Below are 26,808 nucleotides of genomic sequence, written 5' to 3'. Positions count from 1 at the left end.
TTACTCTGCTGGGGGGAAGAAGGCGGTGCGGCTATTAAAGGCGTGTGCCAGGGTACCGCCGTCGATATATTCCAGCTCACCACCAATGGGAACGCCATGGGCGATACGACTGACAGTCACTCCCTGCGCTTTGGCGCGCTCGGCAATGTACTGGGCTGTCGCCTCCCCCTCTACTGTGGGATTGGTGGCGACGATCAACTCCTGTAACGGCTCACTGGCCAATCTGCGCTCCAGCAGATCCATACCAAGATCCGCGGGGCCGATACCATCAATCGGAGACAGGTGCCCGTGCAGCACAAAATAGCGGCCATGGTAGTTACCAGCCTGCTCGATCGCCAATACATCAGCCGGAGTTTCGACGACACAGAGAGAGGTTTGTTCACGGCGGCTGTTATTGCATAGGGTGCACACGGCTTCTTCGGTCAGCGTGCGGCACTGCTGACAGCGGCCAACCTTCTCCACCGCCTGAGCCAAACTGCGCGCCAGTAGCTCTGCAGCGTCGCGATCCTTTTCCAGCAGATACATCGCCATGCGCTGTGCCGATTTAGGGCCCACACTGGGCAGGCAGCGCAGCGCGCGAATCAACTCTTCGATTAGGGGACTAAACATATAAGGCTAAACAACCGGGCTCTGCCCCTTAAAATGGAAACTTAAAGCCTTCCGGCAGATTCATGCCGGAAGCGAGGTTACCCACCTGCTGCTTTTTTAACTCCTGGGCCTTTTCCTCAGCTCGGCGCACAGCATCATTCACCGCCGCTGCCAAAAGATCTTCCAGCATCTCTTTGTCTTCGGAAAGCAGGGAAGGGTCGATTTCCACAGAGATAACGTCGTGCCGGCCATTCATGGTGACCTTGACCATACCCGCGCCGGATTCACCGCACACGCGTAGCTCATTTAACTCCTGCTGTACCTTCTGCATTTTTTCCTGCATGTCGGCCTGCATTTTCTGGGCCTGTTGCATCAGATCGCCCAAACCTTTCATAGGTAACCTCTATCTCTATTATGTGTGAGCCCGGTTAGACGCCGAGCAATCGAAATTTCTATCAATCCGCCTTCGCCAGGGACTCGACGGTATCTGACACTAACTCAGCCCCCAACTCGGACTGGAGCTCCTGAACCAGGGGGTCTGAGGTAAGGGCATCCCGAGCTGCTGCTAGACGCGCATCGCGAGTCGCCGCAGCCAAACGTGCCGGCGTACTGCCCTGTACCTGCCCCACCTGAATCTGTGCAATAACTGGCTGCTGAAAAAAGTCTCCCAGCAAGTCCCCCAGACGCCGCTGATGCACCTCGTCATAGAGACTGCTAAAAGATTCGTCCAGGGTAAAGGAAAGTATATTGTCCTGGCGCCCCACTAGCTCCAGATGCTGCGCGATCGAGTGCAATATGCCGCTGACGCCCAACTGCTTATAGAGTGCCGGCCAACTACCGGGTGTAAGGGCATCAAAGCGTGCCGGCGGTATTTCAACAACCTTAGCAACCGCTTCCGTTCTAGTGGGAGCCGGGTTTTCTACCGCAGGGGGAGAAGCTTCGACTTCCGCGACGCGCTGGCGAAGTTCAGCCAGTACCCCCTCCCGCGCGCTTGAGGGCTGAGCGCTGGGAGCCTCTAGCGGCCGCTCAGCTATTGCCGTCTGGGTATCCAGCGCAATCTCACCATCCTGCTCCGCATGGTATTGAGACTGCTGGGGCTCAAGCTCTTCAGATGTAGGTGGCGTATACCCGCTGTCCAACACTTGACTCTGTACGGGGCTTTCATACGGTTCAACCGCAACCTCTTCGGCCTGAGGCTCTGGAGTCTTCACAGCCACAGCACTCTCAGAGTGCTGAGACACAGTTTCAGACTTTTTTTCGCCAATATTCTCCTGTTCGATAGGCGCTTGCGGCGCCCGCTCTTTAGGAGCCGTTTGAGTTTGCGCACCAGCAGCCGTTTCAGGCAATTCGGCCCTTGGAATTGTCGCTACTCCCTGCGGACGAAACGCCAGCATACGCAGTAGCGCCATCTCAAAGCCACTGCGCGGATCTGGGGCCAAGGGGAGATCGCGGCGGGCATGCAGGGCCATTTGATAGTAGAGTTGTATATTCTCCGGAGCTATTCGACCGGCAAGCTCCCGCAGCCGCTCGGCATCTCCCAGGGCGTTATCTACCGACTGGGGTAAAATCTGGGCGACCGCCAGGCGGTGGAGGTTATCGGAGAGCTCCGCCAGGGTGGCGCCAAAGTCTGGGGCCTGTTGGGCCAGCTCAGCGACAGCGGCAAACAGCCCCGCCGCATCTTCATCTGCCAGGGCCTGCAGTAGCTTCCACACCAAGCCGGTATCAATACTACCGAGCATGCCACGCACTTCGGCCTCGCTGATTTTGCCACCGCCAAAAGCAATAGCCTGGTCAGTGAGGCTCATACCATCGCGCATACTGCCATCGGCCGCACGGCCCAGCTGCCAGAGCGCCCCCTCTTCAAAGGGCACCTGTTCCTCACCCAGCACAAAGCGCAGGTGCTCGACAATCCGCTCGGGGCTCATATTCTTGAGCTTGAATTGCAGACAGCGGGACAGCACGGTTACCGGCAGCTTTTGCGGGTCTGTGGTAGCCAGCAGGAATTTCACATGGGGAGGCGGCTCTTCCAGAGTCTTCAGCAGAGCATTGAAGGAGCTGTTGGAAAGCATATGCACTTCGTCGATTAGATAGACCTTGTAGCGCCCTCTGGTCGGAGCATACTGGACGTTCTCCAGCAATTCGCGGGTATCCTCCACCTTGGTACGGGATGCCGCATCCACCTCGATTAAGTCGACAAAACGGCCATCGGCTATCTCATTGCAGGCATTGCACTGCCCACAGGGCTCAGAGCTGACACCCTCTTCACAGTTCAGGCATTTGGCCAGAATTCGGGCAATTGTGGTCTTTCCCACTCCCCGAGTACCGGCAAACAGGTAGGCGTGGTGCAGCCGGCCGTTATCCAAGGCATTGATCAGTGCCTGGAGCACGTGCTCCTGCCCAACCATCTCCTTAAAAAGACGCGGGCGCCATTTACGTGCCAGTACTTGATAGCTCATCCAGTCTCCGGTGCTCGACACACCTCTGCCAACTTATATCTCACGCGCTCTTGGCGCGGGCGCCATTATACCGGCATAGGCGACGAGGCATAGCGGATAGCAAACTATCACCCCAAGAGATCGTTTCGCGCCACTCGTAGCCGAAGCCATCCTTGTGATATAACTGCGCCAGCTCGCACTAAGAACAAACAATTCACAACGATAAAGCGAGCCTGGGACGGGGAACGCAATACGCAATGAATAAAGCCAGGAAGATGCTTCTGGAGAGGCTGTTTGCCGAGCACGGCCAAGCCTTGGTGCGCTTTGTCGCACGCATTGTCAAAAGTCCAGACGATGCCGAGGATATTGCCCAACACGCCTACCTGCGCCTGCAAAAGCTCAGCGATGAAAAGGAGCTGGAGAATCCTCGAGCCTATCTCTACCAAATCGCCAATAACCTCGCAGTGGATCAATTGCGTCGGGGCAAGCTGCATATGGAGTACCTCAACCAGCAAGCCTCGCTGGAGGGAGAGTCTCATAGCGATGATCACGCCGACCACCAATCCCCAGAACGAGTGCTCGCTGCACGCCAACAACTGCAGTCCATCTACGAGGCAATGGACAAACTGCCACTGAAGTGTCGACAGGCTTTCCTATTACACAGAACGCGTGGACTCTCTTACAGCGAGATTGCCCATGAAATGAATATCTCAGTAAGCAGCGTTGAGAAATATATTCTACAGGCCCTAAAGGCCTGCCGGCGCAAAGTAGACCCCAGCTCCTAGAGCCCACGATACCACTCCATAAGCCCATCATTTTTTGTTGAGGGGGGCTCCTCCTCAGCCGTCTCAGTGTGCAAGAGCGAACTTAAAGATCCGGCCAAACCTGTAAAGCGAGGCACTTTCAGAATTATTTGCTGCCAAAGAGAGCCCTGGTATTGCAATTATTTCGTAGGAAGCCCTTTACACTCGCCAGTATCGTATAAGTCGGTCAAATTTGAGTAAGATACCTTAAATTTTGAGACGAGAGTCCCACTCTTAAGGCACTATTTAACTCCTAACAACCAGAGCAAATATGAACAGCAACCCCCAACATCAAACAAGCGATGAGTGCCTGGACCAGGCCTGTGCTTGGGTTGCCCGTTTACGCTCAGAGGCTATGAGTAACGCGGAAAAGCGCGAATTCGCAACTTGGCTGGCAGCTACGGAAGCCCATCGCCAAGCTCTCGATGAGGTGGTAGAACTCTGGGGCGACCTGGGCGCTCTCGCCCATATGCCAGTCGATCAACTCTTCCCCGAGAGTGTACCGAGCTCCCCACCCCAAAATAGTGGAGAAGCGCGGAAATCGAGAAAAGCACAGAGTGCTATGAGCGCTAATTGGGGCCTGCCACAATGGCTTATTGGCGGTGGGCTCGCTACCTGCGGCGCTTTTCTCGCCGTCTGGATAGGCCTGCAATGGTTAGGCAGCGGCAAAATTGACCAACAAATATATACAACGCAGTTAGGCGAGATTCGCACTGTTAGCCTTGCAGATGGGTCCGAAATAAAACTGAACTCCAATAGTGAACTCCGCGTGAACTTTAGCCGCAAAGAGCGGCAGACACAGCTTCTTCGTGGAGAGGCCTTTTTTGACGTGGCCCGCCAGACTGCTCGTCCATTCACAGTGGCCGCCGGCAGCGCAAATATTCGCGTCTTGGGAACCGAATTTAATGTGGAGCTGAACCCGGAGAATACCCGGGTATCGGTGACAGAAGGCAAGGTCTCTGTCAGTGAAGCGGAAAAAACACCCGGCCTAACCCCCGAGTCCGTCACCCTCGTCAAAAACCAAAAGGTCAGCGTATCTACCCTGGGCCTCACCCAAATCCAGCACACCTCGCCAGAACAGGCAACAGACTGGACCCGAGGCATCCTAGTATTTGAGAAAACCCCCCTTAAAGAAGCCCTGCAAGAGCTCAACCGCTATCTAGCCGTTCCGGTCGTCGCCGCTCCACAAGTTGAGAGCCGTTTAGTATCCGGCACATTTGCTGTATCCGACCCAGATAACACACTAGAAGCCATTACCACTGCCTTAGATCTTCAGCAAGATCACAGCAATAACAACCTGACTATCTTGTCTCCCAAGCACAACTAGGTTATAACCGTTCCAAATGGCGGTCGATTATTGAGCAAATAACCACTTCCCCGCCCGCAAAAACAATAGATACAACTGTTCAGCAAAATTTTATGCTCTGAACGCAATAAAAATGGGCAACCTCTTGACGGCAAGGCACTGGGTTACAACCTTTTTAGTACTTCTGCTATCGGCAAATAGCGCAGCTAGAGCACTGTGTCCAAAGCCCAGCATCGAACTTCCCGCAAGCTCTCTGCCTGAGGCCCTTATCTTCCTGGGAAGACACTGCCAAATCTCTATTTTGGTACAAACCTCCTCAGCTTCCTTATTTAAACTCCCCAAACAGACGCTAAACACCGAGCAGGGCCAGTTTGAAGCAACGATTGAGCAATTATTAAAAGACCTCCCATTCTCTTATCACCGTATCGGCCCGACCTCTTATGCGGTTATCCCGGATCAGAACTCAGCTCATCAAGCTGAACAACAATTCAGCTCGCCTCCTGAAGAGATCACGGTTACCGGGCAAAGTCTCACCGGCAGTCATTTGCGACATTACCAGCTAGATGGCTATGCCCCTATCGACAGAATCAGCAGGGAGCAACTTGAACTCACTGGAGCGCAAACTGTCTCCGATGTACTCAAATTTCTGCCGGCAGTATCCGGAAACTCCACCAGCACTTCGGTAAGCCAAGAGGGTGACGGAACAGCCATAGTTTCTCTTCGCTATCTCCCCGCCAGTAATACCCTGGTGTTAATTAATGGCCGCCGCATTATTGGCGATGGATACAAGGGAGAGGCCACCGATCTCAACACGATTCCCCTCTCCTTGGTCGAGCGCGTAGAGATCCTCAAAGATGGCGCATCTGCGGTTTATGGTTCGGATGCTATCGCTGGAGTTATCAACATCATCCTCCGCAAGGACTTCGAAGGCTTATCCATAGATAGCTACTACGGGCAGTCAGAAGCCGGTGATCGTAAGACTGAATCACACAATTTAACCTGGGGAAGACATGGTGAACGCAGCCATGTAATGCTCAGCCTTGCGCAATATAAACAAGGCTCAATAATGAGCCGCGACCGCAGTTTGTCAGAATCCGCTGACAGCCGTAATTTTGGCGGCACAGATAAGCGTTCATCAGCCATTCCCGAGGGGTTTATCGCCCTTGACAGCAGCACAACTTTAACAGCTACAACCCCCAGGGATTATCGGGACTGGTCCCTGGAAGACCGCTACAATTACAACGACTATACCTCCGCTGTCACCCCACTCCAAAGTAACTCCGCGTACCTATCAGCGGACTTCGACCTCTCAGATAACACCCTGATATATACGGAAGTGATGGGCCTACACACCTCTGGAGAATCGACCAAGGCGCCCTCCCCAGTCTTCACTCGTTTCGATAACGGTGACCTGACAATAGCGGCAGACAATATTTACAATCCTTTCAACCAAACAATTACAGATGTTAGGAGGCGTGTTACGGAACTGGGCCCACGCACCCAAGAAAATCGCACCACTTCCTGGAGGCTTAACGCAGGAATCAAAGGAGTTCGCAACCTTTGGCACTGGGAACTTAACACCTCTCTTCAGAGAACAGAAAAATCTGAAAAGCTCAGCAACCTTATAAACCCCCTAGCTCTCTCCCAGGGTTTAAAGGGGCCTGCTAGCTGCAATAATACTAATGACTGTATTCCTATAAACCTGCTCGGTCCCAGCGGCAGTATTGATCAAGAACAGCTGGAATTTATTCGAGGGGTAAGCACGACTAACAGCCACACGCGAATGGAGTCTCTCACCTTTATCTCAGACGGAACCCTAGGGGAAAACCGATCTGGAGAAATTTTAGCTGCGATAGGATTTGAGCTTAGACATGAGGCCCTGAACAGCGACTCTAATGACCTTGAAGGCCTTTCCTATATTGGGGGGCACGCCCCAGGGGCAACCCGAGGCTCACGTACCATCAAAGAAACCTTTGCGGAAGTCTCAATCCCAATTCAGGAAGAAAAACTCTGGCTAGATGGAGCAATCCGCTTATCCAGCTATAGTGACTTTGGCAATACTTACAACCCCAAGCTCGCTATCCGCTGGCAGGTTTTAGATGACATAAATCTAAGGATTAGCTACGCCAGCGGCTTCAGGGCCCCCACCCTTACCGATATGTATCAACAGGGCTACCAAAGTCAGGTGTTTATCTTTGACCCCTGTACAAGTAACAGCTCCACCAGCCTAATCAGCTGCCCTTCTCAAACGGACAATGCGCGAATCCAATATCTTACCGAGTTTGGAGGCAACCCCGACCTTACGCCCGAAACCTCAAAAACTCTCACCGCCAGCCTAGCCTGGACTCCGGAACAAATAGAGGGATTAAGCGCTGCACTCGAAATCTTTAACATCCAGCAGGAGGATGTTATTGGCAGCAACCCGCAGTTCCTGGTTGAGCAGAATGCCTATGCCGGGCTATTCAGTGACAGAGTACTCAGAGATGAGCGCAGTGAAATCACCAAGATTCTCGCCACAAGAATCAATAAAGGCCGCAGAACAATCCGCGGTTACGATATCTCGCTGCGTTATGAGTTACCCATGGAAGAGTTTGGGCAGCTCAACCTGGCAATGAACCTAAGTCATATATTGAACTTCCTAAACCAAGGGGCCCCCGGACTACCTGAGGAAGAGTTGGCAGGCACTTTTGTAGATACCACAACCGGCGGCGCAGGCTCACTGCCAGAATTTAAAGCCAATGCAGGGATTTATTGGAGCAATAACCAGTGGAAGGCCGGCTATACCGTGCACTTTGTCGGCGGCACAGAAGAAACTTTCGCTCAAAACGACAAAATCGTGACTAATGATATAAGCAGCTGGCTTAGCCACGATGCACAATTCTCTTTCAACCCTTCAGATAGGTTTCGACTCGCAATTGGGGTCAACAACCTGCTTAACATCCCCCCTCCTCTCGCTATAACAGCGGCAGAGAATAATTATGACTATCGTTCTTACGATCTAACTGGAAGGTATTGGTACAGTAGTTTTTCACTTAGATTGTAAAGTTCTTTAGTAAATCAGCCACAAGTATATGTGTATCCATCCAACCCCAGATATCACCTTAATATATTTACTCTTCAACCTTCACTAAAAACCCAAATGGTGCTTACTACTTGTTTAGGAGCGAAAAATCATCATTGCAATTCAAGCAAGAAAGTTAATGACAACACAAATATGGGAGGGCCGTAGCAACCTACATGTAATGAAATACAGCTTCTAAAATTACACAGCTTATTAAAAAGAAACCACCAAAAATTAATATTATTTGGTTTCAGATAATAAGTGCAATTGGTAATGAAGGGCCCAACTGATAGTGTCAAATTATCTACTGACCAAGAGAAACACAGATGAAATACTACCTAAATAACGAGAACTAACAGCACCATATTTACAATCCTAAAAAAGCTGCTCACTCCCAAAAGCAATTACAGAACTGTTAGAGCTGCTCCACAATTTGAAATCGGCCACTCTCGCACATAGCTGCACATAAAAACAACCAGCAGTTATGAGCCAATTCAAATCCGAAATTATCATGGATCAATGGAATTTGATCGATCCTTGCATTTTCGGTCCCAAACGAGGAATAGGAGGCCAAAAGACCAGCAATAATAGAGTATGTTTTAAAGGCGCCTTAAGGGTTTTCTGCTCTGGAGCACGACTGAAATTTATTTCTTCTCACTATCAATCACCTAGTACTTGCTGAAAAATGCTTCAATTGGGGGAAGAACAAGTAGCTTGGTTGCGAGTGTGAATAAATTTTCTGGAGTAACTAGAACAACTATCCTTGCTTGACCAGAAGGAGATATTATTTAATGACATATTTTCACCAGTAAACTTAAAGGGGGCTAAAATTGGGCAACCCAAACCAGATAGGGGTTCAAAGTGGGCGATGGCGGCCGATCAAGAGGATGCTCCATTACGCCGGCCTTTCCGATAGGGATAAATCCTTTACAAAAATTACTTGATATACTGTATAAAAACACAAGGATTCATTGCTCAATATGTGACAGAGGAAGGATTCAGATCCCCTTCGAGACAGCCTGTTGAGTTGGAGAATTGACCTTATCTATCCTCACAGGAAAAATAGAAGGAAGATCCTCAACGCAGGATACTAGAAAATTCAGAAGGTATTCCCGTCGCTAGAAAATTGAGAGGCCTTCAATATAAAAGAAAAATAACAGCCGTTTGTAATTGAATGACATCGTTACTTATCCTTTTATAGTACCTTTTTTCAGTTAGTCACATGAAATAACTGCTAATTGTGCACTGCGTTGAAGAATATAAATTTAGAAAAGCAAAAAAGGGGGCTGAAGAGCCCCCGGATTATTCAAATTTATGAAAGCTTCTAAAACTGATAAGTAACTCCAGCCCAGGCATAGCGGCCCTGGAAGTCGTAAGTGCCGTTTACATCGTCATAGGTTGAAGTGTAAGACGGGTCACGGTCGGTCACATTGTCGATACCAGCGGTTAAGCGCATGGATTCGTTCACATCCCAACCCGCCTTCAAATTCAGGTAGGTGTGGGAGGGGACATTTACATAAGGGCTGTGACCATCACCGATGTACTGTACGTCGGCACCGAAGTCCCAGTTGTCAGCATACCAGGTTGCGCTGGCCAGGCCGCGCCATTTGGTATAGGCGCTGCTACTTGTTCCTATGTAGTCTACATAGTCAGAAGTTTCGCCAGTTTCAGAGTTAAACTCCTCGTACTCCAGCAGATGGGTTGCTTGAGCGCGCAGAGCCAGTTTGCCGGTGTCGTAGTGGAAGTTCTGCACTATATCCAGGTCGAGACCTTTGGTGTTGATTTCACCAATGTTTTGCAGGGAACCTTCCAGATACTCAATCTGCCCGCTGTTGCCACGGCGAACCAGTTCACAGGCTGAGCTGATACCATCGCGGTAACAATCGTCCAGAATCTTCTGTGTGTCAGCAGAAGTAATAGCGTCCTTAATTCGGATATCGAAGTAATCCAAGGTGATGGACAGATCTTCGGTGAAGCTCGGAGTCCAAACGATGCCAGCAGTGTAGCTTTTGGATTTTTCCGGCTGCAGCTCTTGGTTACCACCAATATTGGTGGGTACCTGGGAACCAGCTTGGCTGAAGCCGGCGCTGACCATATCACAGTTACTACCTTGCCCCGCAGTATTGTTACTGCTGGTATCACATGGGTCGATCAGGTAGCTGTAGCTCTGGGCAGTACCACTGTATAGCTCGTAGATACCTGGAGCGCGGAATGCAGTAGAAACACTTCCGCGGAAACGTAGGTTTTCTGTTAGCGCATATACAGCACCGAGCTTATATGTAGCTTGGCCGCCAAAGGTGTCGTAATCCGAATAACGTATCGCCGCGTCAAGGGACAGTTCTTCCGCGAACTTAAGGCCTGCCAGGATTGGCAGGTTAAACTCTGCGAATACCTCTGTTACAGCGAAGTCGCCAGAAGTGGCATCCTGCTGGTTACCGAAAGTTGCACCACTTTGCGTCTCGACGCTTGGGGTGAACTCACCAGACTCTTTACGGTACTCAATGCCTGAAGCAAAACCCAATGCGCCACCCTGGAACTGAATGGCTTCAATGTCGCCGGTCAGGCTGGCACCGAAGTTGAGCATTTCATACTCATTATCTTCGCGGTCGGTATAGCTGATGTAGTCGATGACCTCATCGCTCATACCACCAAGGAACTGAATGTTCTCTTCAGCAATGCCACTGTTTCCATCAAGCACTTGCTGGAGCAGGGTTTTGTTGTAGGAATTGTTAGTGGTGTTTTCACCTTCATTTTTGCCGTAGCTCAGGAAGGTATCCCAGCCCCAGCCATTCGCCAGGTCACCGCGTAGACCGCCGAGAAGACGGTAGGTTTCGGTCTTCTGCTCATAGTCACGGGTGCCACCTGAAACTGGGCGCAGGCGGACATCAGATAAGCCGTCCTGCCATGTGTCTCCGTGAGTCGCTACTGGCTTAGAAGGTTCAAGGTCTTTGGGGCTGCCTTGGGATTCCCACTCTGCCAATGCGGCGTTATATGCAGCGAGCTCTATCTGATAGGCATCTTCTGCTTCCTGCCAAGCTTCAGACAGTTGCGATTGAACTTCATCGGACAGATGGTCGGCAGTGAGGTCAAAACCATTACCCGCATACATTGGCTGAGCAGCCAGTTGCTGGTTGGTGGTTTTTAGGGTGTAAGAACCTTCACCGTAAAATTCGATGTAGTCATTGATAGAGAAAGTACCGCTGCCGGTGAGGCTGGTACGCTCCATCGCGCCTGACAGCCACATGTACTGGCCAATGTCATAGCTAGAATAATCCCCAAGTGTCTTTCCATCCTCACCGACACTGAATGCTCCGTAGTTGGTGAAGATGTTGCCGGTAGAGGACATGGAGCTCTGTAACCCTGCCCAATCGCGGTCTTTGTAAGTGATTTCGTCACGCTGACTGTGGGTAACATTCGCAATAAACTGACCACGATCGAATTCCTTACCAAAGGTAATGGACAGCTCACCATTCTCGCCGCCGCCAGCTTCGGTCGCGCCAGCGCGGGCATTAATGCGAACCCCATCGAAAGAATCTTTCATGACCACGTTGATTACGCCGGCTACCGCGTCAGAACCATATACGGCGGAGGCGCCATCGGTCAGAACTTCGATACGGTCGATCATATCTACCGGGATATTGTTCATATCCACTGCAGAGCTTACGCCAGAGCTGGAGGATACAAAGCGACGGCCATTAACCAGTACCAAGGTACGTGCAGAACCTAGGTTACGCAGGTCCACAAATGACAGACCAGCACCGCCATTGTTGTCGTTGGCATTGATACCGGTAGTACCCATGGATGGAAGCTGGTTAAGCAGCTCATCAATGGTACCCACACCGGAACGCTGGATAGCTTCAGAGTCAACCAAAGTAATAGGGCCAGTAGTGGATAGAGGGTCACGCGCAATGCGGGAACCAGTAACAACTACTTCCTCAACCTCTGGTCCGGGAATAGATTCCTGGGCGAAAACGCCAGAGCTGGCGATGGTGCCCAGTGCTGCAATGGCAACGCTCAGTTTGGTCTTGATCATAGTGGAACCTTTTTATACTTAAGGTGCTTTTATGGGTTTTGATTACATAATGGATAACCTGTCTAAACTGACTTTAAATGAACAACATGAATTTTGGAACTATTGTTGACTAATATTTGTCCAGAAAGAGAAAGTTAGGAAACCTTCACCGATGATAAAGTTGGCCAAATATCGAACAACTTAGTCTCTAGATTTTGGTAGATGGGGCAGAAATACAGTTTTTTTGCTTAACTAGGCTTTTTATTGATAAAAAATTTTTATCTCAATTTTTTCACAGCCAACAAGAGGGCTCACAGCTCATATGGGGGGAGAGACAAAGAGGCGGGAGAGCCTCAACATACGAAAGGGTTATCAGCGCTTAGGCCAGGAGATTTTTAAGTGGGGATGATTTACGGTTTTTAATGCTACAGTTACCGAAGGAACTTATCTAATCACTGAAGCATGATAGCTTGGTGAAATGACATACTAGCCACATTTATCACTACCTCTTTTCTTAGCAAGATAAACCGCCAAAAAAACTGACTGAATGGTCACATTTTACCCTAACCAGTAATTGAAGAACAAACAGGTTAAACCTTCTCCTCTGGTAGGCAATCTAGAATTCATCTAACCCAAGACTTTTTGTACAATCAGCCAGTGCTTCCACTAGGTTGCTAGTGAATGACAAAAAATTAAAGGGACGCGTCAGCTCTTTATGACCATCTTGGGATAATCCGCAACAATTAAATATCAGCTTGTATTAAGAAAATACCCTCTTACCTTATATTTCTGTCAGCCATTGGATGATATTTGATTTAACAAAAGGTAACATTATTACATTCACCTTTTATGAAGGTGATGGATTGATCTTCGATAAGTGGATATATCGTATGAAATACAAAGGGCTATTTATCTCTGCTTTGGGGCTTGGATTACTAACCGGCTGCGCAAATGATTCAAGCTATAAGCAGCAGGTAAACACTACCGGCAATGAGTCAGCTCAGACCTCACAGCGCAATTTGACTGAAGACACTAGCAATCAATTAATCTGTAAATCTCGAGCAATCACAGGGTCACGATTTAAGCAAAAGACATGTATGTCAGCTGAAGAGTGGGAAAAAATATCACATGAGTCTTCGAAAATGCTTAGCAAGCAGAACCGAAAAGGAGTGCTTGGCAATCCAGAAGGAGGGTAACAATCCACTCTTGGGTTGAATAGATAACTTTGTTTAATTTCCTCAAGGCGCCTTATTTTGAAGGCGCTTTTTATTATTTCATATTTTTTCATGAAAGAATTTTTTCTACAAAAAGTCCAGGAGACTAGAAAGCTCGCAAGTCAGCATCAGTTCTCAATCGCCGAAAAAAAATTGCAGGAATTGTTGCTAACACCTTCCATCAGTAAGAATGAAAAATCTCTTATCTTAAAAGAACTTTACCAAATAAACCTAAGGGTAGGTAAAGCTCACAAAGCAATTAACCACCTAGAATCACTGGCATTAGAATCAAAAGAGGAACCTCTTTATTGGCTTGAGCTTTATAATTTATCCGAGTCTTTAGGCGAGACTGACAAAGCTATAAGGTCGCTCGAAAAATATATCGAAAATGAACCAGAGTGCTCACCCGATATCTATTTCAATTTAGCATATAATTTAAAGTTGTCAGGAGATCTTAAAAAGTCACTGAGAACATATCAAAAATCCCTTGATAAAGATATCTCGGCTCAAGAAGAAGTCTATACAAATATTGGTGTTATCTACTCCGAATTAAGAGAGGAAAACAAAGCAATAGAGAGCTTCCAGAAAGCTCTAGAACTGAACGGAATGCATACACCAGCCCTATTAAATCTTGCAGGCATATATGAAGAGTCCGGAGAAAAGAAAAAGGCTATTCCCCTTTATCAAGAAGTACTATCAATAGACAGAAAAAACAGTCTAGCCCTTGCTAGAATGGCCCATATGTATACCGCGAAAAATCAATCAGATACTCGCATTAAAAACATATCTGCTTTATTAAACAGCCAGAATTTGAGTGACACAGAGAATGAAGAATTATACTTTGCTCTAGGGAAATTATATGACGACTGCCAGCTCTTTAGTAAAGCGTTTTCTTGTATTAGCCAAGCTAACAATATAGGAAGAAAGAGAACAATCTATTACAACCCTATAGAGCAAGAAAAATTAACTGACGACTTAATAAACACATTCTCTAAGGAATGGTTTACAGTACGTCACAGCCAAAATAAATCTACTCCAATCTTTATTTGCGGAATGCTTCGCTCCGGATCAACTCTTCTAGAACAAATGCTATGCGGCCATAGTTGTATTTTATCTACTGGCGAGAGAGATTTTGTTGTAAGAAAAATCGAAGAAATGAGAGGAGGCTACCCACAGTCGGTACTCAAAAAGGATAGTAACTATTTCACTAAAATTTCTAAAGATTACTTTGAAGAAATTGGAGGGATAGTCTCCGGCGAGCAATTTATTATCGATAAAAGGCCGGAAAACTTTCTTCACATTGGACTAATAAAAACAGCATTCCCAAAATCCAAGATAATTTGGACAAGACGCAATCTACTTGACAACGCCATATCCATATACTTCCAGCAACTCAATAAAAACCTGAATTACTCCTTCGATCTTGAGCAAATTGCCCATTTTTATTCGGAGCATATACGATTGATGAAATATTGGGAGAGCTTATTTCCTGGTGATTTGTATCAAATACAGTATGAAGACTTAGTGACCAATCCCAAGACTGCAATTGGCAGCGCGCTTAATTTTCTGGGGTTATGTTGGGACCCCAATTGTTTAGAGTTTTCCCAGCGAAGAAACCATGTAAAGACGGCAAGTATTTGGCAGGTAAGAGAGCCAATTTATTTATCTTCTGTAAATCGGAGCAACAATTATTTAGAGTACTTAACGCCTTTAAACCTCAAGCGTTTTTTAAAGTAACTAATTATTTACCCATAAAAAAGGCGCGACATTTAGTCGCGCCTTTTTGACATCAGTTATCTAAATAAAGATATTTAGAAGTCTACGGTCAAGCCTAAGAAAGCATAACGACCCAGGGCGTCATAGATTCCAGGGAATGTATTTCCGTTGCCAAAAATACTGGAACCAGCATCAGCAGTTAGTGGCGGCTCTTTATCAAAGACATTATTGATACCACTACGGATAGTTACGTTATCAGAAGCTACCCAGGCGGCAGAGAGGTCGAAGTAATTAATTGCATCAAAGTCTGCATTATTCTCACCTAAATCTGTGACACCACCAATATGACGCCAGCTTCCATTGATGTCTACATTCCAAGGAGTGGACCAGGTAGCTCTCAGCGTGCTAACGAAATCAGGTGTTGGTGTACCACATGAGCCATTCCAGTAGCCCGCACACTCTTCGGTAGGCTGACCGTCGAACTCCTGCTGATCCCACTTAGTCAAGTAGGTTGCGATGAAGTTCATGTCCACGGCGCCATAGCTACCAACATCGAAGCCATAATTAGCATTGATGTCGAAACCTTCAGTTTCAAAGTAGCCAATATTTACATCAACAGCGGTAATCGACGCAGTACCAATCCACAGGTTTCCATTGCCCCCACGGTTGATCGCTCCACAGAACATTTCGTCACCACTCTCGAGACACTTATCAAGGATGGTCTCTGGCTTAATGTAATCAATAGCCTCATCAACAGTAATGTTGAAGTAGTCAATGCTAAGAGTTAGACCTTCAACAAAAGCCGGAGAGTACACAAAACCAAGTGAGAAGGTCTCAGACTCTTCTGGAGATAGCTCAGAATTACCACCACCAATATAATTGTACTGGCCAGCGGGAGAGTCGATCGCATTACCAAAAGTTGCAGCAGTAATACCGCTATTCATACACTGCTCTAGGGTAGCAGTTGGGCCAACTACGGTACCATCTGACTTTGTGCGTGAACCACATGGATCGTAGTCCATATCGAATAACTGAATAGACTGTGCGCGAAATAATTCTTGGATATTGGCATGACGAACAGCTGACTGGAAACTAGCACGGAGTTTGAGGTCATCAATTGGCTGCCAATCAGCAGCAACTTTGTAGGTATTAGTTTGCTCGTCAGTTGAATAATCAGAATAGCGATAGGCCAATTCCAAGCCTAAGTATTCGGCACCCGGCATGCCACTAACGAGAGGAACATTCATTTCACCAAAAATTTCTTTGACGCTCAGTGAACCATCTACAGGTAAGGTCGGGCCACCCTGACCAGCGCCTTCACCATTCTGATAGCCCATATCCGGTGAATAGTTTAGGGTTTCGCGACGGCTTTCAAGCCCCATAACAACCGCAATACCATTCTCCGCTGTTGGCAGTTTCCAACCATAATCGGTCAAATCGCCGGTTACATAGCCTGAAAGAATCTCCTGGTCAGTTGTGCCACGCGCGTAAAGAGGAAGTACCAAGTAGTCGATGGCCTCTTGGGTTACGCCATCCTCAGCAAAAACGTTCCAGGGCACACAGTTGGGATCTGACCCATCAATAACGGACTGACATACTGGTTGGCCGTAGGTTTCAGCAACTGGTTCGCCATCCTCGTTAACTCGATCATCAGTGCGAACATCCAGCGCTCGGCGAATATTAGTTACAGACATATCATTGTAATAAGTCTGCTCCAAGCTTACCTCTGAGAATTGGTAATATACGTCGTAGTTCCAGTTATCATTAATATCGCCACGTAAACCGAATACCCCACGGAAGGAAGTGTGGCGCATATCGTCCTGGCGAGGGCCACCTTCTACATTTCGACGACCAATGTAGAGAGCACCTGGCGTTTTAGTCTGTACGCCAGTCTTATCATCTGTATTTACAACAGTTAAATCGCGTACGTAATTATCTTCTGTAAGGCCATAAACACCGCAGAAGGCTTCAAATTGCTCATCTGAGAGTAGCGGGTTACCGCAGTAAAGGTCGCTCGTAACAAAGAAAGCACCGGAAGGGGCAATTTGCGCAACGGTCCGATCATCGGTATACATCAGCTGTGCATAAGCTTCTGCATGATCATTAATTTCATAATGGCCGAAAGCACCCATTGTCCAACGTTCATCCGGTCGCTGGAAATAATTTAATGGGCCATAGTTATATAGCTGGCTAAATTCCGTAAGTCCGCCATTACCATCGAGACTGTAATCAAAGCCTTCAGTTGTATCGCCCTTATTTGATCCAAAGTCAGTAAAACGCCCCCAGGGTACAGTGGAGGAACCGCCACACTCGAAGTTATCGGCATTGCCCTTGAGGCTGCAACCACTATAATCGCGATCGGATTGAAGAACGGCGTCAATCTTACGATAGTTCGCATACGCCGTAACGTTGCCGCGACCATTGTCCAGGTTTGCACCCATGATCAATGAAAAATCGTTAGTTTCACCATCGGTAACATTGCCATCTGCTACATCGAAGCCATTTGACTCCACCAGACGCTGCATTCCGCTATTGTCATTGTTATGCTGATAAACACTAGTCTGTGTTTCGAAGCGAACACCTTCAAAATCATCTTTCATGATGAAGTTGACAACACCTGCGATTGCATCTGATCCATAGGTCGCAGACGAGCCACCGGTCAGAACTTCAACGCGCTCAACCAAGGCCCCTGGAATTTGGTTGAGGTCTGCACCTGAGCCATCCTCAAGAGGAGAGCCTGCCGGCATTCTGCGGCCATCGATCAAAACTAGAGTACGTTCAGCGCCAAGGCCACGCAGAGACACGGTTGCAGTACCCGTCGCCCCATTCGCCTGCCCTGCCGTTTGTGTGGCGGCAACTTGTGGCAAATCGTTAATTAGGTCCTCAACACGAACGATGCCAGTTGCTTTGAGATCTTCGGCGCTCACCGTAGTAACAGGGCTGACACTTACATCATTGGCACGCTCAATCCGCGACCCGGTCACTGTAACCTCTTCAACCATTTCCGCATCTTGCTGAGCAAAAGCAGGCATGGCAGGAACCATGATCGCAGCTGCAGTGAAACCTATAGCTCCTTTCACAGCCACTGATAGAAGGCTCTTTTTCATTGTCAATCCTCTCTAGAGATCGTTGGATTTATTGTCTGTTGTCTTTATTGACTATGTAGAAAGTTACTACCCCCAAGTAGTCACTTTATTCCCAACAAACTCTAAAACGTTTTAACCCTAAAAAACCTCAATAATATCGGCTATACCTCAAAATAAAAAAAGACACATATGGCAAAAAAGACACTAATAAATATAAAGAGAGCCGTCAATTAATAACAAGCAATTGGAAGGGAGAGCTAGAAGCCCCATTAAACAACCGATAATTATGAATGCCTTCAATCTTTAGAGGGTAAAGAGGCGGCTTGAAACCAAGAGGTTTAAAGAAGGAGGGAAAATAAAATTAAACAAACTAAAAAGCGGGCCTTGCGGCCCGCTTTTATTAGGTGAGTCTATCAAGGATTATTAGAAATCCATGCGTACACCCACGAATGCACTACGACCAATATCGTTATAAACATCAGACGCAGTATCGTGGCCAGTAATATTGCCTGGAACACCAGACAGAATTACAGGAGCCTCTTCATCCAGGATATTGTTAATACCCAGGTTTGCACTGATGCTATCTGTAAACTGATAGGAAGCGTAGAGATCATGAGTTACGAAGCTACCAACATCAAACTTGAAGAACTCATCGCTATTACTAGGTACAGCATCGCCGATGAAGTTAGTCTCCCACTGAACCATTAAGCGATCCAGAGAGTAATTGGCAGTTGCAATCCATTTATTCTCAGAGTAGCCAACTTCACCTACAAGCTCTTCCTCAACACCAAACTTAGTCTGAGTAAACTCAAGAACATGAGCATAATTCAGAGACAAGTCTAACTGGCCTGCCCCGAGTTCCATACCCCATTGAACTTGAACATCAACACCTTCGGTTTCAAGGGTACCTTCGTTGAGGAACTTTGAGTTTACACCAACAAGCTCACCCAACTGATTAGCCGCACCTTCAGAGTCACGATCGATATTTCCGCAGAACTCGTTAGGACCCGTAGTTGATTGGTAGCAGAAATCCAAGGAAGACTGTCTTGCAACAGTGTCAATCAGATTTTCGATCTCAATATCAAACCAGTCAACGGAAACACTCAGGCTACCGATTCCCAGATCACGATCAAAAACCACACCAAGGGTATAACTGTCTGAAGTCTCAGCTTCAAGGTCTTCAGAGCCAACACCAACGAAACCACCGGTTCCCTGAATCTCAGGCTGGCTTAGCTCGAAAACACCTACTTCGGCAACGCGAGCAGCAATCTCGGGAACGGCAAGGCAGTTTTCAGCAACAGTACCCGTAGCATCAGCTGTTACGCCATCACAGGGGTCTTTAATGGTGCGGAAAGTTTCACCACCAGCACCGAACAGCTCATTTACATTAGGTGCCCGCATCGCTCGGGCATATTGACCACGAACACGCAGGTCGTCATTAATAATCCAGGAAACACGAGCGGTATAAGCATCGGTGCTACCTACAGTATCGTAATCAGAAAAGCGATACGCCGCGCCCACACTCAACTCTTGGATCCCAGGCAGACCCGAGAGGATCGGGGCTTCCATTTCCACGTACAGCTCAGTTGCATCAAAGCCGCCTTCTGTAGCCGGCGCCCTATTACCACCATTCTGCCCTGAACGAGTGAGGGCATCAGGCAAATCTGCTGCATACTCATCTCTATACTCAAGACCTGCAGCCAGGCTCAAAGGACCAGAAGGGAGCTCCAGCAACTCACCACTAATATTAATACCACCGATGGTTTGCTTGGTGCTCTGGTCGCGCATAGATACAGCGCTTACATATTCAGCAGCCTCTGGAGAGATAGAGCCATAACCAAACACATTGATCGGCACACAACCTTCTTTTCTTGCAGATTCGTCCGCACAAACGATCAGGTTGTTCTCTACATCCAGCTCCGCATTTAAGGCATTGCGGAAGTTGGAAACGTTAATCTGCCCAGTGCTGCGCTGGCTATCTTGCATCTGGCCCTGACCAAAGTAGGCATCCCAGTTCCAGTCATTAATCTCACCACGCAGGCCGATTAAGCCACGGAAAGTCTGACGCTCAGCATAGGATCCACGCTGATCCAACTCGGTAGTACGTCGAACGAAGGAAACATACTCATCCTCTGCTGCAACCGCAAGATTACGCAGCTCTGCAGGCATATAAGGATTGTCAATATGTATGCCGTCGATATTTAGAGCGTCCTGAGCATCAAACGGATACGGTTCTATTTCGGTCTGGGTTTCAGTGCGCGCAAAGGAGGTCTCAACAAACAACTCTAGAGAGTCACTAAGATCATAGGACAGATTAGAGCTGATCAGATAGCGCTCAGTAGGTACTGAGTAGCGGCGGAACTGCTGCCGGTTGAATCCGTACTTATCACCATCCCAATCGACCACTTCTCCGTTGTCTACAGTCCAGTTCACCTTATCATTTGAGGGCAGGAAGAAACGCCCATTTTCAGAGTAGGAAGAGTAGTAGGGCTCTTGTTCTTTATCACAATCGGCAGTTTCGCCGGTGAAATAACAAAGCGCGAGATCATCCACCTTTGTATTCTTACGGTCTCGAGCCAAGATACCTTTTTGATCGGTGTAAGTCAGAGAGACTACGGCGTTACCTTTGCCGTCCGCAAAATTACTGCCCGCAGTAAGATTGAAGCGGTCTGTTTTATCATCACCAAACTCTACAGTTTCACCATGAGAGGAAGTGATGCTAACGCCCTCAAAATCATCTTTGAGGATAACGTTGATCACACCCGCTAAGGCATCGGAACCATAGATTGCTGAAGCACCACCAGTGATAACCTCTACGCGCTCAATCAACTCAGTGGGAATGGTATTCCAGTCGACAGCAGAGGTACCGGCCACACCAGAAACATAGCGACGACCATTGACCAGAACAAGAGTACGATCTTCGCCGAGGTTACGCAGGTTAACAGTGTTAACACCGCCGTTAGCAGTTGCAAAGTTTGAACTGTTGCCAGTAATACCTGATACACCAGCCGCAGGCAGGCTACGCAACACATCGGCGCTGTTTACCATGCCAGAGAATTCGATATTCTCAGAGTTTACGGTTGTAATCGGCGTAGAAGCTTCCAGATTGGATCGGGTAATGCGCGAACCCGTTACCACCACTTCTTCAACTAGGGTTGCGTCGTTTGCATCCGCGGCTTGCTGGGCAAAAGCTTGGCCGGTTGCCCCAAGGACTACAGATACTCCAAGTGCTGTCTTGATTGCAGACGAAAGGATATTCCTTTTCATTGTTTTGTCTCTCTCTAAGGTAGGGCTATCTGCCTACTAGATAGGTTTGAGTTTACTCATGAAGCAACCACCCCCATGGCTACTTCAGCTCCCAACACTAGACAGAACGAGCCAGCTCTCCATTCCCTCAATAAAAAATCACCCAAAACAAAAAAAAAATGCTTACCATGATAAAAGTATTATATTGACTATCGCGACTAAGCATACTTGCCGTATGGCAAGGTTGTTGGTCACCGATTAGGCTGGCAACGGTTACCCTCCCTCAAATAACAGCTTCAACTTCCTCTCATAAGCATTAGCAGTAGAAGAGTTCCTCACCAGCGAGAAGGCCTCTTCAAAGCTCTCCCTTGATGCCGCCATTTCCCCAAGCTGATATCTGGTCAACCCGAGTAAAAAGTGGAAGCGATGATCGCCTTCGTGGCGCATTACAGCCTTGCGCAAGCGGCGTTCGGCCCGCTTGAAGTCTCCCTGCTCATAGGCATCTCGCGCTTGGTAGAAGAGAAAATAGGGATTGCGTTCCCGGTGGTAGCGGGCACGCTTGGCGTATTCATCGGCAAGTGCTTGTTGGCCGTTGTGCCGGTAGAGCCGCTCCAGATTACTGATTGCAACGAGGTTGCTGCTTTTTAAATGCAGGGCTTGCTGGTAACTTTGCTGCGCCTCGGTTAGAAAACCGAAATGGCTGTACATAGCTCCCAAGTTGGCCCATAAATCGCTTCTCTGCGGACGTAGCTCCAGAGCCTTGCGCAGATATAAAAAGGCCTGCTCTCTCTCTCCTTCACGCATTAACTCAACCCCGCGATTACTGTAGTAGAGGGCAAAGGCTGTTGTGTCATCCAGGATGTGCTGATCGTAAGCGGGGTCATAGGCGGCAAGGTTGAAATCGACTACGCGGCGACTGCGAGAGCTTTCCGATACCATATTTACATGGCGGTAAACGATAAAGGTCTCGGGCTCATCGTGGCTCCAAACAGGAGGTACTTCCACCTGATTAAAGGAAGCCTTAGCCCCCAATTCTCTCGCCATCGCCACCATCATCAGAGTGAAAGCCAGGCAGTTGCCGCGCGCCTGACGATAGGTTTCCATAGCCGTTAGGGTGCTACTTTCATCGTACTCGACGGTAAAGTCTCGTTGCTCAAAGGCCCGAATCAATGCCGCTAAGCGGCTTTGCGGACTGGCGTTGGGAGCCAATTCCTGCAGGTAGGCCCGCAAATCGGAATCTATTCCCAGGAGATCTTCTTGGGGCAACTCCTCCAACGTGACGGCTCTACCGAGCAGAACCTCACCGCTCAAGGCGTTTTCCAGGCTGACTGGCCGATGTTCACCGGGCGGCAAGCTGGCGCAAGCGCTCAACAACAGGAACAGACTTAGCAACAATGGGGCTTTCATTGTTATTTTCCCCTTGAAATTCTTGTTTATACAGGATTTACCACTTATCAGGCCTCAATGGAAGCACCCGATTACCATTTCTCTAAATTGTTCCACAACGGTTCGCCTGGAATTTAGACAGCTGGTAAACTCTGCCCGTTGTACTGGAAGCTCTTGGAGCAGTCTGTTCGATCTCGTCCTTTTCGAGTGAGCGGCTGGCGGAGGTTCCCCAATAACTATTACAGACAGAGGAACTTCTATGTCTTCTAATGTCGCGGACGTCACCACGGCGGCCTCTCCGAGCTCGGGCGAATTGCTCGGCCACCCGAAAGGGCTCTATATCTGTTTTGCTACAGAGCTGTGGGAGCGATTTTCCTTCTATGGGATGAAGTACTTGCTCCTGCTCTACCTCACCAAGTATCACCTTTTTACCGATAGCGCGGGTTACGACGTACTCGGCGCCTATGCCGGCCTGGTATACGCCCTGCCTCTGATCGGTGGCCTGCTGGCCGACCGCTACCTGGGTATGCGCAAGGCAGTACTATTTGGTGGTGTCCTGCTATGTCTCGGCCACTTGTTAATGGCTGTGGAAGGCCATCAGGCTATCTCCTATGCCGCAGGTACAGTTCTTTCCGAAGCCATTACTTTGAATGATGGCAGCGTGATTGCGGCAGGTACGACCCTGACTGAGAAGGTCATTATTCAGGATGTAGTGGCCCTCAAAGTCTTCTTTATGGCCCTGGCACTGATCACCGTGGGGGTTGGCTTCTTGAAGCCCAACATTTCCACCATTGTCGGCCAACTCTATCCGAAGAATGATTCCCGCCGCGATGCCGGCTTTACCATCTTCTACATGGGCATCAACGTAGGTTCCTTTATTGCCACCCTGTTATGCGGCTGGCTGGGCGAAACTTACGGTTGGGGCTATGGTTTCGGCCTCGCCGGTATCGGTATGGTCTTCGGCCTGATCACCTTTGTTTGGGGTCAGAAGTACCTTGATGGCCTGGCAGAACCGAGTCGCCCGGAAGTGCTGAAAGAAAAGGCACTTGGTCCTATCAACAAAGAGTGGGCCGTTTACCTCGGCGCCATCCTCTCTCTTGGTTTGGTTTGGTACCTGGTACAGAGTGAGCCCATGGTGCACCTGGCTCAGAACAGCCTCCTGATCGTCGCCATCGTCGGGCTGATCCTATTCTCCATGCTGTACAAAGATAGTAAGGGCACTGATTTTGTCGCTATCGGTATGGCCGCCCTGTCTGCCGGCCTCGGTCTGATCTGGGCCTTCAGTGGGGAAGACCTATGGCTGGGTGGCATGTTGCTCGCGCTGGTCGCCTTCATTGGTTACGGCTTTATTCGCCACTACAGTGAGGAATTCTCCCGCACCGTAGTACTCATGGTCCTTATTACCTCTACCATCGTTTTCTGGGCATTGTTCGAGCAGTCCGCAGGTTCTATGACCCTGTATGCAGACCGTGTACTGGACCGCTCCATTGGTGATGGTGAAGTGCGCGCTTCCATGTTTGGCTCGCTCAACGCAGGCTTTATCATGCTGCTGGCCATTCCTTTCGCCTCCCTGTGGGTTTGGTTGGGCAAGCGCGGCTGGGAACCGAGCACGCCGGTAAAATTCGGGCTGGGTATTATCCAAGCTGGCCTGGGCTTCGGCGCCCTGGTACTGGGTGCCGCTTACCCCACAGAGGCTGGAAAAGTAGCGATGATCTGGCTGGTACTCGCCTACCTACTGCACACCTCTGGTGAGCTCTGCCTTTCTCCTGTTGGCCTCTCCGCGGTTACCAAGCTGTCTATCGGCAAGGTGGTCAGTGTGAGCATGGGTACCTGGTTCCTGGCGACAGCACTGTCTGAAACTGTAGCTACCCGTATCGGTAAGATGGCCGCTGTCCCTCAGGAAGGTGGCACCGATCTCGCTTCTACCCTGACGACTTATACCAACCTGTATGAGTACCTGATGTGGTGGGGCCTTGGTGTTGGTGTACTGATGATTGTTATCTCACCGCTGCTGAAAAAAGGTATGTGCGGTATCCGCTAAGGGAAACCATCATCACAACAAAAAGCCACTGTTTTTACAGTGGCTTTTTTATTTCTGATATCCCAACCCTCAAACACCAATCAATGAAGAAACCCTCTTCGTCACCCATCGAGCACTAATAAGTGAGAAAGTAGCTCTAGCTCAGCCCCGTTAACAGATTGAAGTTTTGCCAAATAAAGCGAATCCCAATAATGCAGAGCAATATAGCAAAGCACAGCTTCAGTCGTTTGGCAGATATTCTGTGAGCCAGGTTCGCTCCAAACTTGGCAAAGAGCACACTGGTAAGAACAATCCCAAGGAAGGCCGGCCAGTAGATATAGCCACTACTCCAGTGCGGCAATAACTTATTGCCCCACCCCTGTACAACAAAACTCAGCGAACCTGAAAGAGCAATAGGCAGACCAAAAGCCGCTGAGGTACCCACTGCACGCTGCATTTTGACACCGAAGTGCGATAGATAGGGAACTACCAGTGCCCCTCCGCCAATACCAAAAATGGCTGCGAGCCATCCGATGAATCCCGCTGAACTGATCAAGGGCAACGAACCAGGTAAGTGATCATCAGTCTCCTGTTGAGAGGTGGGGCGCAAACTGCTCAAGCCCATTCGTGCAGCCATAACTATGGCGAAGATACCGATCAACAGCTGTAACCAGGCGCCCGGCAACAGATCCGCAGTCACGCCCCCCAGCCAAGACCCCAAAAGTATTCCTGGAGTCATCACCCAAAATAGATGCCAATCCACGGCGCCCTTTTTGTTGTGAGCCCAGACCGAACTTATTGAAGTGATGATAATGGTTGCCAGAGAGGTGCCCACAGCCATATGGGTCAGTACTTCGGGAGATATACCTATCGCGGAAAAAATCAGCACCAGCGCCGGGACGATGATCAGCCCCCCGCCGATTCCCAGGAGGCCCGCTGCCGTACCCGCTATAGCACCGAGTAATAGGTAAACAAACAACATTTCCATGTTGCTTCAGTTTAGCTATCCCTGTGAGGCCAAGCCGGAAAGCGGGCAAAGCATACAAGCCAAACTTTAAAGGGCCAATAAGCCACTATTCAGCCAAATAAAACGTCCACCAATGACACAGAGCAACACCGCAAATCCATGCTTCAACCACTTTGCCGGGAGACGATGGGCAAGGTTGGCACCGAGTCGGGCGAAAATCGTGCTGGTCGCCACAATACCTAAAAAGGCAGGCCAGTAGATAAAGCCACTACTCCATTGCGGTAGCAGAATATTACTCCAACCCTGCACCGCAAAACTCAGAGCCCCCGCTATAGCAATGGGTAAGCCACAGGCTGCAGATGTGGCCACTGCCCGCTGCATTCGCACTTTGCAGCGGGACAGGAATGGCACTGTGAGGGAGCCACCACCAATACCGAAGATTGCCGAAACCCAACCAATCCCCGCACCAGAAATAGTCATTATGGGTGCAGCCGGTAGATTGCCTTCCCCCTCTTCCACCCCGTTGTGCCGTAAGCCACTCAACCACATACGAATGGCCATAATGATGGCAAAGACGCCAATTAACAGTTGCAGCCAGGCACCGGGCAGCCACTCCGCTGTCACCCCCCCAAGCCAGGAGCCGAGAAGGATTCCTGGAGTCATCACCCAAAATAAGCGCCAATCCACCGCGCCCTTCTTGTTATGTGCGCGCACGGAGCTGATAGAGGTGATAATGATCGTTGCGAGAGATGTTCCCACCGCCATGTGAGTGAGGATATCCGGGGAGATCCCCATTGCGGTGAAAACCAACACCAGGGCCGGTACGATGATTAAACCACCACCGACCCCAAACAGGCCGGCGATCGTGCCAGCCGCAGCCCCCACCACTAAATAAACGAGTAAGGTTTCCATACTGCCCCAGTCCTTACAAAGTCATCAGCGCTTATGGTGGCGCTGTTGAGCAAAAA

General features: G+C 48.9%; 15 protein-coding genes. 6 read left to right on the top strand and 9 right to left on the bottom strand.

Translation table 11 applies throughout. From position 1 onward, the window contains the following. From recR to dnaX, 3 genes are all read right to left on the bottom strand, one after another. Window positions 1–609: a recombination mediator RecR gene (gene recR / locus ACJJID_RS01205; protein ID WP_252084680.1), complete on the bottom strand. Its 609-nt coding sequence runs from the start codon at window positions 607–609 to the stop codon at window positions 1–3. A gap of 28 nt (window positions 610–637) precedes the next feature. Continuing rightward, the gene (locus ACJJID_RS01200; protein WP_444921131.1) at window positions 638–982 is read right to left on the bottom strand and encodes a YbaB/EbfC family nucleoid-associated protein; all 345 of its coding nucleotides are present in this window, start codon (window positions 980–982) and stop codon (window positions 638–640) included. A 61-nt stretch (window positions 983–1,043) separates the two neighbouring features. Next, the gene (dnaX, locus tag ACJJID_RS01195) at window positions 1,044–3,044 is read right to left on the bottom strand and encodes a DNA polymerase III subunit gamma/tau (RefSeq protein ID WP_444921130.1); all 2,001 of its coding nucleotides are present in this window, start codon (window positions 3,042–3,044) and stop codon (window positions 1,044–1,046) included. Between the two features lie 236 nt (window positions 3,045–3,280). Here dnaX and ACJJID_RS01190 point away from each other — a divergent pair, with 236 nt between their 5' ends. From ACJJID_RS01190 to ACJJID_RS01180, 3 genes are all read left to right on the top strand, one after another. Then, window positions 3,281–3,808 (top strand): RNA polymerase sigma factor, encoded by a 528-nt coding sequence (locus ACJJID_RS01190; RefSeq protein WP_444921129.1) that lies wholly within the window; start codon window positions 3,281–3,283, stop codon window positions 3,806–3,808. Window positions 3,809–4,097: 289 nt separating this feature from the next. Continuing rightward, the gene (locus tag ACJJID_RS01185) at window positions 4,098–5,153 is read left to right on the top strand and encodes a FecR family protein (protein WP_444921128.1); all 1,056 of its coding nucleotides are present in this window, start codon (window positions 4,098–4,100) and stop codon (window positions 5,151–5,153) included. A 112-nt stretch (window positions 5,154–5,265) separates the two neighbouring features. After that, window positions 5,266–8,175 carry a TonB-dependent receptor gene (locus tag ACJJID_RS01180; protein ID WP_444921127.1) on the top strand — a complete coding sequence of 970 codons (2,910 nt, stop codon included), beginning with the start codon at window positions 5,266–5,268 and terminating at the stop codon, window positions 8,173–8,175. Window positions 8,176–9,517: 1,342 nt separating this feature from the next. On the opposite strand, the gene ACJJID_RS01175 is transcribed toward ACJJID_RS01180, so the two are convergent. After that, a complete protein-coding gene (locus tag ACJJID_RS01175) occupies window positions 9,518–12,226 on the bottom strand; it encodes a TonB-dependent receptor plug domain-containing protein (protein WP_444921126.1) in 2,709 nt (902 codons plus the stop codon). Window positions 12,227–13,095: 869 nt separating this feature from the next. Between ACJJID_RS01175 and ACJJID_RS01170 the strand changes: the two genes are divergently transcribed. Then, the gene (locus ACJJID_RS01170; protein ID WP_444921125.1) at window positions 13,096–13,401 is read left to right on the top strand and encodes a hypothetical protein; all 306 of its coding nucleotides are present in this window, start codon (window positions 13,096–13,098) and stop codon (window positions 13,399–13,401) included. 57 nt (window positions 13,402–13,458) lie between these two features. After that, a complete protein-coding gene (locus tag ACJJID_RS01165; RefSeq protein ID WP_444921124.1) occupies window positions 13,459–15,156 on the top strand; it encodes a tetratricopeptide repeat-containing sulfotransferase family protein in 1,698 nt (565 codons plus the stop codon). A 74-nt stretch (window positions 15,157–15,230) separates the two neighbouring features. On the opposite strand, the gene ACJJID_RS01160 is transcribed toward ACJJID_RS01165, so the two are convergent. From ACJJID_RS01160 to ACJJID_RS01150, 3 genes are all read right to left on the bottom strand, one after another. Beyond that, window positions 15,231–18,242: a TonB-dependent receptor plug domain-containing protein gene (locus ACJJID_RS01160; protein WP_444921123.1), complete on the bottom strand. Its 3,012-nt coding sequence runs from the start codon at window positions 18,240–18,242 to the stop codon at window positions 15,231–15,233. Between the two features lie 402 nt (window positions 18,243–18,644). Next, a complete protein-coding gene (locus tag ACJJID_RS01155; RefSeq protein WP_444921122.1) occupies window positions 18,645–21,488 on the bottom strand; it encodes a TonB-dependent receptor plug domain-containing protein in 2,844 nt (947 codons plus the stop codon). 252 nt (window positions 21,489–21,740) lie between these two features. Next, window positions 21,741–22,874 carry a tetratricopeptide repeat protein gene (locus ACJJID_RS01150; RefSeq protein ID WP_444921121.1) on the bottom strand — a complete coding sequence of 378 codons (1,134 nt, stop codon included), beginning with the start codon at window positions 22,872–22,874 and terminating at the stop codon, window positions 21,741–21,743. Window positions 22,875–23,112: 238 nt separating this feature from the next. Here ACJJID_RS01150 and ACJJID_RS01145 point away from each other — a divergent pair, with 238 nt between their 5' ends. Then, window positions 23,113–24,894 (top strand): peptide MFS transporter, encoded by a 1,782-nt coding sequence (locus ACJJID_RS01145; protein WP_444921120.1) that lies wholly within the window; start codon window positions 23,113–23,115, stop codon window positions 24,892–24,894. Window positions 24,895–25,030: 136 nt separating this feature from the next. Here ACJJID_RS01145 and ACJJID_RS01140 read toward each other — a convergent pair whose 3' ends face one another. Both ACJJID_RS01140 and ACJJID_RS01135 read right to left on the bottom strand, forming a co-directional pair. Then, the gene (locus tag ACJJID_RS01140) at window positions 25,031–25,861 is read right to left on the bottom strand and encodes a sulfite exporter TauE/SafE family protein (protein WP_444921119.1); all 831 of its coding nucleotides are present in this window, start codon (window positions 25,859–25,861) and stop codon (window positions 25,031–25,033) included. 66 nt (window positions 25,862–25,927) lie between these two features. Continuing rightward, a complete protein-coding gene (locus ACJJID_RS01135) occupies window positions 25,928–26,752 on the bottom strand; it encodes a sulfite exporter TauE/SafE family protein (protein ID WP_444921118.1) in 825 nt (274 codons plus the stop codon). Window positions 26,753–26,808: the final 56 nt, after the last annotated feature.

Source organism: Microbulbifer sp. CnH-101-G (assembly GCF_052466775.1).
Note: the sequence above shows the minus strand (reverse complement) of the source record. Positions and strands in the feature narration are given on the sequence as shown.

Bases quoted from the DNA above. Each gene is read 5' to 3' on its own strand.
- ACJJID_RS01185 (WP_444921128.1), top strand. From the start codon at position 4,098: ATGAACAGCAACCCCCAACATCAAACAAGCGATGAGTGCCTGGACCAG.
- recR (WP_252084680.1), bottom strand. From the start codon at position 609: ATGTTTAGTCCCCTAATCGAAGAGTTGATTCGCGCGCTGCGCTGCCTG.
- ACJJID_RS01145 (WP_444921120.1), top strand. From the start codon at position 23,113: ATGTCTTCTAATGTCGCGGACGTCACCACGGCGGCCTCTCCGAGCTCG.
- ACJJID_RS01180 (WP_444921127.1), top strand. From the start codon at position 5,266: ATGGGCAACCTCTTGACGGCAAGGCACTGGGTTACAACCTTTTTAGTA.
- ACJJID_RS01135 (WP_444921118.1), bottom strand. From the start codon at position 26,752: ATGGAAACCTTACTCGTTTATTTAGTGGTGGGGGCTGCGGCTGGCACG.
- ACJJID_RS01155 (WP_444921122.1), bottom strand. From the start codon at position 21,488: ATGAAAAGGAATATCCTTTCGTCTGCAATCAAGACAGCACTTGGAGTA.
- ACJJID_RS01170 (WP_444921125.1), top strand. From the start codon at position 13,096: ATGAAATACAAAGGGCTATTTATCTCTGCTTTGGGGCTTGGATTACTA.
- ACJJID_RS01175 (WP_444921126.1), bottom strand. From the start codon at position 12,226: ATGATCAAGACCAAACTGAGCGTTGCCATTGCAGCACTGGGCACCATC.
- ACJJID_RS01150 (WP_444921121.1), bottom strand. From the start codon at position 22,874: ATGAAAGCCCCATTGTTGCTAAGTCTGTTCCTGTTGTTGAGCGCTTGC.
- ACJJID_RS01190 (WP_444921129.1), top strand. From the start codon at position 3,281: ATGAATAAAGCCAGGAAGATGCTTCTGGAGAGGCTGTTTGCCGAGCAC.
- dnaX (WP_444921130.1), bottom strand. From the start codon at position 3,044: ATGAGCTATCAAGTACTGGCACGTAAATGGCGCCCGCGTCTTTTTAAG.
- ACJJID_RS01160 (WP_444921123.1), bottom strand. From the start codon at position 18,242: ATGAAAAAGAGCCTTCTATCAGTGGCTGTGAAAGGAGCTATAGGTTTC.
- ACJJID_RS01140 (WP_444921119.1), bottom strand. From the start codon at position 25,861: ATGGAAATGTTGTTTGTTTACCTATTACTCGGTGCTATAGCGGGTACG.
- ACJJID_RS01200 (WP_444921131.1), bottom strand. From the start codon at position 982: ATGAAAGGTTTGGGCGATCTGATGCAACAGGCCCAGAAAATGCAGGCC.